This is a genomic window from Pseudomonas sp. WC2401, assembly GCF_041200115.1.
Taxonomy (GTDB): Bacteria; Pseudomonadota; Gammaproteobacteria; order Pseudomonadales; family Pseudomonadaceae; genus Aquipseudomonas; species Aquipseudomonas fragi.
In genome coordinates, this window is the sequence record NZ_CP165623.1 from 1,105,793 (window position 1) to 1,118,655 (window position 12,863).

Annotated in this window: 8 protein-coding genes and 1 tRNA gene; all 9 read right to left on the reverse strand. The window is 58.5% G+C overall.

Translation table 11 applies throughout. The features are described from left to right. Positions 1-174: 174 nt before the first annotated feature. On the reverse strand, positions 175-1,086 hold the full coding sequence (pqqB, locus tag AB3G35_RS04980) for a pyrroloquinoline quinone biosynthesis protein PqqB (protein WP_086795700.1): 912 nt from the start codon (positions 1,084-1,086) through the stop codon (positions 175-177). A gap of 82 nt (positions 1,087-1,168) precedes the next feature. Further along, complete coding sequence (gene pqqA / locus AB3G35_RS04985) at positions 1,169-1,243, reverse strand: pyrroloquinoline quinone precursor peptide PqqA (RefSeq protein WP_003444522.1); 75 nt, start codon at positions 1,241-1,243, stop codon at positions 1,169-1,171. A 152-nt stretch (positions 1,244-1,395) separates the two neighbouring features. Further along, positions 1,396-3,825, reverse strand: a complete 2,430-nt coding sequence (gene pqqF, locus AB3G35_RS04990; protein ID WP_369782357.1) for a pyrroloquinoline quinone biosynthesis protein PqqF — start codon at positions 3,823-3,825, stop codon at positions 1,396-1,398. Between the two features lie 39 nt (positions 3,826-3,864). After that, positions 3,865-4,659 (reverse strand): carbon-nitrogen hydrolase family protein, encoded by a 795-nt coding sequence (locus tag AB3G35_RS04995; RefSeq protein WP_369782358.1) that lies wholly within the window; start codon positions 4,657-4,659, stop codon positions 3,865-3,867. A 172-nt stretch (positions 4,660-4,831) separates the two neighbouring features. Further along, complete coding sequence (locus AB3G35_RS05000) at positions 4,832-6,514, reverse strand: NAD(P)/FAD-dependent oxidoreductase (protein ID WP_106115581.1); 1,683 nt, start codon at positions 6,512-6,514, stop codon at positions 4,832-4,834. A 150-nt stretch (positions 6,515-6,664) separates the two neighbouring features. Continuing rightward, positions 6,665-7,117, reverse strand: a complete 453-nt coding sequence (locus AB3G35_RS05005) for an Lrp/AsnC family transcriptional regulator (RefSeq protein WP_095037223.1) — start codon at positions 7,115-7,117, stop codon at positions 6,665-6,667. Between the two features lie 269 nt (positions 7,118-7,386). Beyond that, positions 7,387-7,463 (reverse strand) — tRNA-Ile (locus AB3G35_RS05010). 30 nt (positions 7,464-7,493) lie between these two features. Next, positions 7,494-10,850, reverse strand: coding sequence for a bifunctional diguanylate cyclase/phosphodiesterase (locus AB3G35_RS05015; protein WP_016782444.1), 3,357 nt, complete (start codon positions 10,848-10,850; stop codon positions 7,494-7,496). 116 nt (positions 10,851-10,966) lie between these two features. Then, positions 10,967-12,814: an RNA polymerase sigma factor RpoD gene (gene rpoD, locus AB3G35_RS05020; RefSeq protein ID WP_016782443.1), complete on the reverse strand. Its 1,848-nt coding sequence runs from the start codon at positions 12,812-12,814 to the stop codon at positions 10,967-10,969. Positions 12,815-12,863 lie beyond the last annotated feature (49 nt).

A 12,863-nucleotide genomic window follows, 5' to 3' on the forward strand; every position in this document is an offset into this window, starting at 1 on the left:
CCTCCGGAAATAATGTGATGCCTTTGTAGCAGCTGCCGAAGGCTGCGTTCGATGGCGAAGCCGTCGTAAAACCTATATCCCGGTTTTACCTGACACAACAAGGTGCCTGGCTTTACGACGGCTGCGGCGCCGAACGCAGCCTCGTTCCTTCGGCAGCTGCTACAGATTCAGCGTTTACAACTCGATACTCATGCCATCAAAGGCCACTTCAACACCCCGGCGTGCCAGTTCGGCGCGCTCGGCAGAGTCTTCGTCGAGGATCGGGTTGGTGTTGTTGATGTGGATAAGCACTTTGCGCTGCTGGGGCAATTGCTCAAGCACTTCGAGCATGCCGCCGGGGCCGTTTTGCGCCAGGTGGCCCATCTCGCGGCCAGTACGGGTGCCCACGCCCCGACGCTGCATTTCGTCGTCGTCCCACATCGTGCCGTCCACCAGCAGGCAGTCGCTGCCCGCCATGATTTCCAGCAAGGGCGCGTCAACCTTGCCCAAACCCGGGGCATAGAACAGTTTGCCGCCCGTGCGCAGGTCTTCGACGATCAGGCCAATGTTGTCGCCGGGGTGCGGGTCGAAGCGGTGCGGCGAATACGGCGGTGCCGCACTGCGCAGGGGCAGCGGGCTGAAGCGCAGGTTGGGGCAGGCGGGGATGGTGAATGATCCCTCCAGCTCGATGCGGTGCCAGTTCAGGCCGCCATTCCAGTGCTTGAGCATGGTGAACAGCGGGAAGCCGGTGCTCAGGTCTTCGTGGACCATGTCGGTGCACCACACATCATGGGGGCAGCCTTCGCGAAGGCTCAGCAGGCCGGTGGTGTGGTCGATCTGGCTGTCCATCAGGATAATGGCGCTGATCCCGGTATCACGCAGGGCACGACCCGGTTGCATCGGGGCGAAGTCCTGGAGTTGCGCACGGATATCGGGCGAGGTGTTGCACAGCACCCAGTTCACGCCGTCGTCGGAGATCGCAATCGACGATTGGGTACGCGCCTTGGCGTTTAACGAACCATCACGAAAACCCGCGCAGTTGACGCAGTTGCAGTTCCACTGCGGGAAACCGCCGCCAGCGGCGGAACCTAGAATCTGGACAAACATGGCGTGTTCTCTTGCAAATCTGAAAATAAAAACGCCCCGGCGAACCGAGGCGTTGGGTTGCTCTGCTCAGTGAAGACGCAGATCAACGGCTAGCGAAGTACATGGTGACTTCAAAGCCAATACGCAGGTCGGTGTAAGCAGGTTTAGTCCAAGCCATAATGTGACTCCTTCAGCGGGTGGGTGAGTGGTGTCTCTTGATTAGTCCAGCTCCCGAAGGAGATGTTCAAACGCTTAGGTGGCTATGTTACTAAATTTGACGCTTTTTGAACGCCCGAAGTCGAAGAAAGCTCATTGCACGGTTGGTAACGATCAGCTTCTCCCGGGATAAAACGTTTCAGTTGGCGGGCTTGTGGCCACACACAACCAGCGGCTGTCGGCCTGGCTGATTTGCCGTGCAGCCTTGAGTGTAGTGCCTTGGTCCAGCGCCATAAGGGCGGGATAGAGGGCTGTGAGGTAATCCGACGGGTGGCCGGCCAACGTGGCTTGCCACAGCAATTCACTGGCTTGAGACACGCCCAGGGCCTCGATCGAGAATTGTTGTGCCAGGGCAGCGCGGGCCTGGGTGAAAGATATTTCATCCAGTTCCGAGACCAGGTCTGGCAAATGCGCGAGGAAACCCTGAATGTGTTCGAAGATTTGCGTCGTTGAGGTGTGGGGTGATTGCACACCCAATAGCAGGCCGGTTTGACCGTTGATCTGGCGCAGACCGCTGAACACCGCGTAGCCCAGTTGCAGTTCAACCCGCAGGCGTTGATAGAACGGGGTTTGCGCAATGTGGGCGAGCAGGCGCCAGGCCGCTTCGTCGGCCAGTGTTGCCTCGGGAGCCGGGCAAAACAGGAGCAATGCGTGTTCGCTGGAGTCGCAAGGCTCGGTGTACCAATGGCTTTGGGCCGGGAGCCGGGTTTGCTGTGCCAGTTGTGCGTCCGCGGTGCCGGGTACTTTGTTCAGAACGGGGGTGATCAGGGCCTGGGTGGCGCCGGGCAAACCCACTGCCAAACCGTCCCAGCGAGCATTGGCCCAGTCGTGTGGCAGGGTTGCTTCCTCCACCGGCTGGACCAGTTCAGGCAGGCGCTTGAGCAGTTGGCGAATCGGCATCAATGTAGCGTCAGCTGACGGGGTGGACGGCTCGACGGGAGCGCTGAGTGTGCGCAAGGCCTGCTCCAGAATCGCGGGCATCGGCGCGTGGTAGCCGTGCATTTTTAGCAGCCAGTCATTGCCCAGTGCGTTGAGTGACAGTTCGACGCCGGCATGGCGAGCATCCAGGATCAGTGCACGCAGGCTGTTTTCCAGTGCAGGCAACGGGTTGTATGCAGGCTTAGCGGGGAAACGCCAACGCAGGTAAACCGCGGCTTCGCCGCCCAGGCTTGGCAGCGCGGTGCTAAAACGCATCGCTGAAAGGTCGCGACGGCTGCGTAAGCGGTCCTGGGCAAAGGTGCGCAAACCTCGGTGAGCGCTGGTTTGCCCACGAATCAGGCCGGCACTGGCGGGCTCCTTCGGCGGTTGCAGAAACGGGTTGGGCGCAGGCAGTTGCCAGACATGTTGCGATGGCTGCAACGCCTCTGGCTGCAACTGTGCAAGCACGGTCTTGAGGGTTGTTACACCTTGATCCGACAAGCCGGGTACATATTGCTTACAGTCACTTCGAGCCAGCTCCAGAGCGCTGCAGGTATCTTGCTGACGTTGCTGCAGCAGGCGCAATTCCTCGCGTAGCGCCGGCCAATCCTGCTGTGCCCGAAAAAACCCCAGCCAGTCATGGAAGGTGTCGCTGATGAGTGTGGCGTGCGGGGCAATATCAGTGGCTGCGGTGAACTCAACGTGCAGCAGTGCCTGGCCGTTGAAGTGGTAGAGCGGCGTGGCCTTGAGAGTGTCAATCAGCTGCTGCTGGCTTAACTGTGCGTACAGGCCACCGGCTTTGTCGGCATTGATCCAGTGGCACAGGAATTCCAGCGCCTTTTCAGACTCTGGTGGCAAATGTTCCAGGGCAAACACCAGGCTCAGGCGCGGGCCGTCGATATGTTGATAGTGCTGCTGGCCGGTCATCAAGGCAGGCGCATCGGCTTGTGGCACGGCTTTGCCGGGGCGTAACACCGCGCTGCTGTGCTCGGCCAGGGTGATCAGCTCAGAGGGAGCTGACGGGCCGCTCAGGCTTAAGGTCATTTGCCCGGCCTGATAGAACCTTTGGTAGAAATCTTTCAGGGCTTGCTGAAAATTCGCCCGCGGTACGGGCAGGCTGTAACGGTTGCCGGCATGGAATGCCCGAATCGGATGGGCCGGGTTCAATGCCTGGAACAGTTTGATCTCGCGCTGCGCCAAAGGCTCACGGGCCCAGGCGATAAATTCGGCGTGCAGCACTTCACGTTCACGCAGTTGGTCAGCCAGGTTCATGCGCGGGTGGGCGAGCATGTCGCACAAGCGCTCAAGGCCGCCTGCAAAGGCACCCGGTGGAAGTTCGAAAAAGAAGTCGGTATGGCGCTCGCAGGTTTTCGCATTTACCTGCCCGCCGTGGCGCTGCACCCAGGCCATCAGGTTGTCTGCCGCCGCAAAGCGTTCAGTGCCCAGAAACAGCAAGTGTTCCAGGAAGTGCGCGAGGCCGGGCCAGGCAGCGGGCACGTCGTGGCTGCCTGCGGCGACCCGTAGAACGGCCGCGCAGCGCTTGAGGCGCGGCTCATGGCGCACGCAGAGGGTCAGACCGTTTTCAAGCGTCAGACGTTGGGTGTGAGGGTGATTCAGCGCAGGCATGGGCACTTCCGGAACAGAGAAGCGCTCATGCTAGCGGATTTAACGCTTGCTCAGCTCGCCATATAGCTCGGGGCGACGGTCTGCGAGGTAGAAATTGCCGGTTTTGGCATCAGCCAGCTGTTGGCGTTGCAGCGTTGCAACCAGCAGGGTCTCGTCCTGGCCGGCCAACGCAATCTGCTTGCCGTTGGGTGCGGCGATGCTGCTTTGGCCGCAGTAATGGATCTCGTCTTCATGGCCACAGTAGTTGGCATAGGCCACATAGCACTGATTTTCGAAGGCGCGGCAACGCACGGTGACATCAGCGATAAAGTCGTAGGGCACCATGTTGGCGGTGGGCACCACAATCACTTCAGCTCCGGCGAGGGCCAGCCGGCGGGTGTTTTCCGGGAATTCGAGGTCGTAGCAGATCAGCAGCCCGAGCTTCCAGCCATTGAGTTCAATGACCGGGAATGAGTCGGGGCCTTTGCTGAACATCGAATGATCAAGTTCGCCGAACAGGTGGGTTTTGCGGTAGTTGCACAGGCTTTGGCCGTGGCCGTCGATCAACTGTGCACTGTTGTAGATATGCCCGTCTGCACCGCGCTCGGGGTAGCCGTAGACGATGGCCATGCCAGTGGCTTTGGCCAGTTGGGCAATCTGCTGTGCGGCGTCGCCGTCGTGGGCTTGTGCGAGTTCGGCTACGGCCTGGGAGCCAATGTTGTAGCCGGTAAGGAACATTTCGGGTAGCACCAGCAGGTCGATGCCCTCGGCTTGCTGGGCAATTTCACGCAAACGCTGCAGATTGCCCGCGACATCCAATGGCAGAGGCCGGCATTGGTAAAGGGCGACGCGCATGGGGTTCTCCTGGTGTTGACTGTTTGTGTGGCAGGCTGTGAACTCTGCTGGCAACGCATTGCCTGTGGGAGCTGGCTTGCCTGCGATGCAGGCGACGCGGTCTGTCAGATAAACCTCAGCGCTACCATCGCGAGCAAGCCCGCTCCCACTGGAATTAATTCACCCTCCGGCGTCAATCCGGCAGGGCAATCGGGCCGATTTCGTGGAACACATCGCCTGGCCCCGGGTTCTCGGCATGGGTGCTGCCGCCAAAGTGCGTCATGATCCCCCACACTGCGTTTAATGAAGTCTGCACCGCGCCTTCGACCCAGGCCGGGGTCCACGACACATCATCACCGGCAATAAAAATACCGCGCTGTTCGCCGGGCATGTCCTGCTGCATGAAATGCGCGTACATCCGCTGGTTGTAGCGGTAATGCCCCGGCAGGGCGCCCTTGAAGGCCCCCAGGAAATGCGGGTCGGCTTCCCACGAAATGGTGATCGGGTCGCCGATGATACGGCTGGCGATATCCACCTTCGGATAAATCTTTTTCAGTGAGTCGAGGGCCAGCTTCACGCGCTTTTCCACAGGGTGCGGGAGCATTTTCAGCGCATCGCTCATCCACGAGTACGACAGGCAAATAACCCCCGGCTTATCGTCACCGTTGTCGAACAGGTAAGTGCCGCGGGTCAGGCGATCGGTGAGGGTCATGCTCATCAGGTCGCGGCCGGTTTCCGGGTCTTTGTCTTTCCAGAACGGGCGGTCGACCATAACGAAGGTTTTCGACGATTGCATGTAGCGCGTCCGGTCCAGGGCCATCCACAGTTTTTGCGAGAACAGCGACTCTTCGCATTCGATCTGGGTGGTCAGCAGCCAGCTCTGGCAGGTGACCAGCACGGCCTCGTAGGGGCGTGTGACACCAAGAATGTCAGTGACGGAAAACATCCCGTCCGCTGCACGAGAGATGGCCTTGACCCCGGTACGCGGCGCGCCGTTGTGCAGCGAACTCAGGCTGGTGCCTGCAGGCCAGTGGGCACAGCGCTCGGGGGCATGACGCCAGATCCCCAGTGGCACCTGCTCGACACCGCCCACCACCAGATGCTGATGGTCGTCGCAGTTGGTCATCACCACGCGGAAGATTTCCAGCATCGAGTTGGGGAAGTCCGAGTCCCATCCGCCGGTGCCAAAACCGACCTGGCCAAACACTTCGCGGTGCTGGAAGGACAGCTTGGCGAAGGCCTTGGACGTGGCGACGAAGTCGTAGAACGTGCGGTCGTCCCACAGTGGAACCAGGGTGTTCCACAGCTCTTTGAGGCGAGGGACGTCACGGTCACGGATGGCTTGCTGAATATCGCCAAAGCGCGAACCTTCTTCCAGGGCGTCTGCCCAGGCGTCAGCCACTTCTTGAAATAGCGCAGGCAGGTCCGCCAGTTTTTGGGCGTAGAACGTCTGGCCTTCGAGATCGATGACCGTACTGCCCGACGCAGGGGTTAGCGGGTTGGGGAAGGGTTGGGTCTCCAGCCCCAGCTTGTCCACATAGTGGTAGAACGCCGTGGACGACACCGGAAAGCGCATGCCGCCCAGTTCGGCAATCACCCCTTCACTGCCTTCAAAGGCTTGCGAGCGCAGGCGTCCGCCCATTTTCGAGGCTTCATACACCACGGGCTTGAGGCCCAGCTTCATCAGCTCGTAGGCCGCCACCATCCCGGCCATGCCGGCGCCGACAATCGCCACTTCAGCGCCAAGTTTGTGTGTGGGAATACTGCCCAGGCCAGCGGGATGTTCGATCCAGTCATCGAAGGCAAACGGGAAGTCCGGGCCGAAGATGGTGACGGGTTTTTTACCGTCGACAGGGTGGCGATTATTCTTGTTCATGGCTGACCTTGCTGGCGACCCAAGCGTAACCTTGAGTATAGAAAAAGACAGGCACCATGATAGGCAGCGCAGAACACGTAAATAAGACGCAAAGTGTCGTCGTTATGGCTTTTGTTTGGTCAATATGACGAGAGTGGCAGTCGAAATGACTTATCCGCGATCAACTTTGCTGCTGAGGATGATGGAGGTGGTGGTTTTTTCGACGCCTTCGACACTGCCGATTTGATCAAGCAACTGGTCAAGTTGCTCGGGCGAGTCGCTGCGCAACCAGGCCACATAATCGAATTCGCCACTGACTGCGCACAGCTGCTGCACCTGAGCCATTGCGCTCAAGCGGCGCACGACCTCTTTGCCGGAGCGTGGCTGCACGGTAATCCCGACATAAGCCTGCAGGCCGCCATCAATCAGGCGCTGGCCCAGGCGGACTCCGTAGCCGGTAATAACTCCGGTTTTCTCCAGCCGCGCCAGCCGTGAGGTCACCGTGGTGCGGGCAATCCCCAATTGGCGTGCCAGCATTGCCACGCTTTCCCGGGCATTGAGCTGCAAGGCCGCGATCAATTGACGGTCGATTTCATCCAGTGCAGGGGGGCGGGTGTCAGGCAAGGGTGGCTCCATGGGAGGGGATGAGCGTGTTTGGCAGTCTTGGAGTTTATCTTTTGTGAGCCGATTAATGAGCTAATTCGGCTTACTATTTGAGCTGATCATGCTGGTAACAGGCGTACGGACTAACCCGGGATACGCGGCCAGTAGCGCAGAGGCTACAGGATTGGCTGTGGACGTTTTGTGGACGGAAACCGGTTTTCTGGGCGCTTAGAAAAGCAAAACCCCAAACCCCGGAAACACAAAAGCCGCGCAGTGCGCGGCTTTGAGTATGGTGGGCCCAGTAGGACTCGAACCTACGACCAAGGGATTATGAGTCCCCTGCTCTAACCAACTGAGCTATAGGCCCTCAGTAGGTCGCGGATTATAACGACGGATTCTAAGTAGTGCTATCCGAAAGATCTGAAATTGCGAGGTGAAGAAAGCTCGCTGCGAAATTTTCGGGCAGCAACGGCGGGCTGACGATCTCGCCCTGGATCAGTTCGCAACCTGCTTGCGCCAGAAATACCTGTTGCTCCCGGGTTTGAACGCCGTCGGCAATGATGGAGAAGTGCATGCTGTGCCCCAGCGCGATGATGGCATGCACAATGGCAGCATCATGGCTGTCGTCGGGCAAGCCATGCACAAATGACGGGTCGATTTTCAGCGTATCCAGCGGCAAGCGTTTGAGGTAGCTGAGGGACGAGTTGCCGGTGCCGAAGTTGTCGATGGACAGTTTTACCCCCAGTTGCTTGAGCCGGTGTAAGGCGTCAAACGCTTCTTCGGTCTGGCCAGTAAGAAAGGTTTCGGTGATTTTCAGTTTCAGGCTCTCGGGTTTGAGCCTGCAGGTTTCGAGCAGGTGCTGAATGTGCGCCATCAGTCCCGGCTGGTGCAATTGAGCGCTGGCAAGGTTGACCGAAATCGGTCCAAAGGGCTTGTACAGCTGATTCCATGAGCATAATTGCTGACATGCACGTTCCAACATCCAGTCGCCGATTTGTATGATCATGCCGTTTTCTTCGGCCAGATGAATCAAGCGCTCATGTGAGATTCCTCCGAGTAGAGGGTGATTCCAGTGCAGCAGTGCTTCGGCGCCCGCCAGCGTGTGGTCGCGCAAGCGGACTTTGGGTTGGTACAGCAGTGATACCTGGCCACGCTCCAGGGCGCGGCGCAGCTCTTGCCCCAGAAGAATTCGGGCGCTGGTCTGGGAGTTGAGGTCGTGGCTGTAGCGTTCGACGCGATTGCGCCCTTTGAGTTTGGAGTGGTACATCGCGATATCGGCATTCTTGATCAGTGTGGCCACGTCATCGCCATCATCCGGGTAAACGCTGATGCCGATGCTGGCGCTGATAAACAGTTCGCTTTCGTCGGTCAGGAAAGGCTCGTTGAAACTGCCCAGCAGTTTTTCGGCAATCATCTGCGCATCGTCCGGGTGTTTAAGCCCAGGCAACAGCACGATAAATTCGTCACCGCCAAGGCGGGCAACCGTATCGATGTCGCGCAGCTGCTCCGTCAGGCGGGTCGCGATGCCCTTGAGCAACTGGTCACCCACTGGATGGCCGAGGCTGTCATTGATGTTCTTGAAGCGATCAAGGTCCAGGAACAGCACGGCGCTGTATTGATCGTTGCGTCGTTGGTCGCTGAGAATCTGGCGCACCCGGCTTTCAAACAGTAAACGGTTGGGAAGGTTGGTCAGCGGGTCGTGGTGGGCCTGGTGATCAAGGCGTTCCTGGGCCTGTTTGAGGGTGGAAATATCAGAAAACACGGCCACAAAATGTGTCACCACATCAGTGTTATTGCGCACGGCGCTGATGGTCATCCAGCTGGGGTAAGTTTCTCCGTTTTTGCGTCTGTTGCAGATTTCGCCCTGCCAGTTGTCAGCGCTCGACAGCTGGTACCACATGGACGCAAAGAACAGTTTGTCGTGCCGGCCAGAGGCCAGGATGCGCGGCGTCTGGCCCAGTACTTCACTTTCGGAGTAACCGGTAATTTCGCTGAAGGCCCGGTTTACAGCCGTAATTTTTTGCTCGGGATCGGTAAAGATAATGCCTTCGGCCGTACTGTCGAATACGGTGGCTGTTTGCAGAAGTTTTTCCTGCATCTGGTGGCGCTCGGTAATGTCGTGGACGATGGTCAAGATGCAGTCGTCGGCGCCGATCAGCAGCGGGTAACTGGAGATTTCACAAAGACGCACTTGCCCTTCCTTGTGCCGGATATGGCAGGTGAAGTCGCGCACAAAGCCGTTTTTTTCCAGGATCGCGAGCAGGTTACGACGCTCCTGGGGGTCGACCCACAATTGCAGTTCCAGCGTTGAGTGGTACAGGGCGCTGGCACTGTCATAGCCGATGAGGCGGCTGAAGCCTTCGTTTATCTCGATAATCAGGCCATCGCTCTGACGACTGAGCAACAAGCCATCAAGGGATGCGTGAAACGCTTTGGCAAACTTTTCTTCGGAAAGGAGCAAGGCTTCTTCGGTCTGCTTGGTTTCGCTGATATTGATCATCAGGCCGCGCACCACGGCCTGTTGGTGGTGCGTCGTGATGCTGGCAATGTCGCGTAACCAAAGGGTGTGGCCCTCTGCGGTGATGACGCGATAGTCGAGGCTGTGATCGTGGCCTGCGCTGATCTCCTTTTTACGCCAGGCCTGGATCCGGGGCAGGTCATCGGGATGAACGACCCGCTTCCAGAATCCGGGGGCTAGCCAGTCGGCGACGGGATAACCGAGCAAGGCTTCGGCCTGCGGGGACACATAGGTGTAGGTGTCGTTGTCCAGGCGCGCTTCCCAGGCGATGGCTGAAAGGCTTTCAATCAAGCCCTTGTAATGATCTTCGCTGCTGCGCAGTTCTTGTTCGAGGGCTGTGCGCTGGGCAATCTCGGAACTCAGGCGTCGGTTAATGCGGATGACCACGATCAGCACGACCACCAGTAGCAGTATGCCGGGCAGGATATACAGCAGCAGGGTGCGCCACAGGGTTCGATAGTCGCTCATATTGCCGACCCAGTGCTGCTGAATGCGCTCGGTTTCACTGGGGCTGATATTGGCCAGTACTTTGTCCAGCAGCCCCAGCAGGACGGTCTGGTCTTTAGGTACGGCCATGGCCAGTTGAAAGCGATAAGGGGTTTCGCCGCTGACGTACAGGCCATCAAGTTTGAGCTGGCGCAGGCTCCATACACTGGAAGCCAGATCACCCACCATCGCATCTACCTGGTCTGTGGCCAAGGCCTGCAACGCCGAGCTGACGTTGGGCAGGGCGACGATGTTGAGGTCGGGGTGTTGGGTGCGCAGCAGCTCATGCGGGGCGTAGTTCTCGATTACGCCAACCCGTAGGCCGTAGAGTTCCTGGATGTTTTTAGGCGCCGCGCCGCCCTTGTGGGCGAGGATGACAATGGGGAAGTCCAGATAGGGCCGGGTAAACGCCAGGCGCTTTTGGCGCTCGGGTGTCGACATGATGCCGGGTAGCCAGTCGAGTTTGCCATCCTTGGTTTGCTCCAGCACTTCGCTCCAGTTCGATGCCGCGACCTGCTTGACGCTTACACCCAATTGGTTGGTGATCAGTTTCACATAGTCGGCCGCCAGGCCTGTGTAGATGCCCTGTGCGTTACGGAATTCAAAGGGTGGCCAGGTGGTATCGATGCCCAGGAGCAGTTCAGGATGCTCCTTGAGCCACTGCTGTTCTTCATCGGTGAACGTCAGGGCTTGGGCGCCAGAGGTCCATACGACAAGCGACAGTAGCAGGATGGCCAGTAAGCGTGACATGCGCGTCCCTTCAATACACCTGGATGCATCCAGTGTAGTCGGGCTGTGGCAGAGGGGAGGGGCAGGAAATAATTCGCGCTAAAGCAAAACCCCCGGCAGGGCCGGGGGTTTTGTTGTCACTCGTCGAGGAAGGAGCGTAGATGCTCGCTTCGCGTCGGGTGGCGCAGCTTGCGCAGCGCCTTGGCTTCGATCTGGCGAATCCGCTCACGGGTAACGTCGAACTGCTTACCAACCTCCTCAAGGGTGTGGTCGGTATTCATGTCGATACCGAAACGCATGCGCAGTACCTTGGCTTCACGCGCCGTGAGGCCGCCGAGTACGTCGCGTGTCGCTTCTTTAAGGCTCTCAACGGTAGCTACATCGATTGGCGACTGCATGGTCGAGTCTTCGATGAAGTCACCCAGATGGGAGTCTTCGTCATCACCGATCGGGGTTTCCATGGAGATCGGCTCTTTAGCGATCTTCAATACCTTGCGGATTTTGTCCTCAGGCATTTCCATGCGTTCGCCCAGCTCTTCCGGGGTCGGTTCGCGGCCCATTTCCTGCAACATCTGGCGGGAAATACGGTTGAGCTTGTTGATCGTCTCGATCATGTGCACCGGAATACGGATGGTGCGGGCCTGGTCGGCGATCGAGCGAGTGATCGCCTGACGGATCCACCAGGTGGCATAAGTCGAGAATTTGTAGCCGCGGCGGTATTCAAACTTGTCTACCGCTTTCATCAAGCCGATGTTGCCTTCCTGGATCAGATCGAGGAACTGCAAGCCACGGTTGGTGTACTTCTTGGCGATGGAGATCACCAGACGCAAGTTGGCTTCAACCATCTCTTTCTTCGCGCGGCGGGCCTTGGCCTCACCGATCGACATGCGACGGTTGATGTCCTTGATCTCGGCAATCTTCAGGCCCGTTTCGGCCTCAAGAGCAGACAGCTTTTGCTGGCAACGGATGATATCCGGTTGCAGGCGACCAATGGCTTCAGCGTATTTGCTTTTGCCTTTGGCCAGCGCGTCGCTCCAGCTTTCGTCGACTTCGTTGCCCGGGAACAGGCGCAGGAAATCGGTACGCGGCATGCGTGCATCACGCACACACAGCTGCATGATGGCGCGCTCTTGGGCACGCAAACGCTCCAGGGCGCTGCGAACACGTTCAACCAGGCCTTCGAATTGCTTCGGGACCAGCTTGATCGGCATGAACAGCTCAGCCAGTGCAACCAGCTCGGCAATTGCCTGCTTGCTGCCACGACCATGCTTTTTCAGGGCCTTGCGAGCGATTTCCATCTGATCGGAAACAGCGCCAAAACGCTGGGCCGCGATGATCGGATCCGGGCCGCTTTCGACCTCTTCCTCGTCTTCGCTGGACTCTTCCTTGTCGTCCTCTTCGTCATCACCTTCGGCTTTCACCTTGGGGTCGACAGGAGGCGGCACTTCGGCTGCGGGCGGCGCAATACCGTCGTCCGGGTCGATATAACCGCTCAGAACGTCGGACAGGCGGCCACCTTCGGTGGTGACGCGAGTGTACTCGGAGAGAATATGGTCAACCGTGCCTGGGAAGTGCGCGATTGCGCCCATCACTTCACGGATGCCTTCTTCGATACGCTTGGCGATTTCGATTTCGCCTTCACGTGTCAGCAGTTCTACCGTGCCCATTTCACGCATATACATGCGCACAGGGTCGGTAGTACGACCAATGTCGGTCTCTACTGCCGCCAACGCTGCAGCTGCTTCTTCAGCCGCTGCTTCGTCGGTGTCGGCATCGGCCAACATAAGGGCGTCCGCATCCGGAGCACTCTCGTGTACGGGGATCCCCATGTCATTAATCATGCGGATGATGTCTTCCACTTGCTCCGGATCTGAAATATCTTCGGGCAGGTGGTCGTTGACCTCTGCGTAAGTCAGATACTTCTGCTCACGGCCGAGGGTGATCAACTCTTTGATACGAGACTGCTGTTGCGCTTTTCCGGACATAACACCCTATCCACTGAAGGTCTTGGCGGGCAAAAAACAAGCCGAGGAT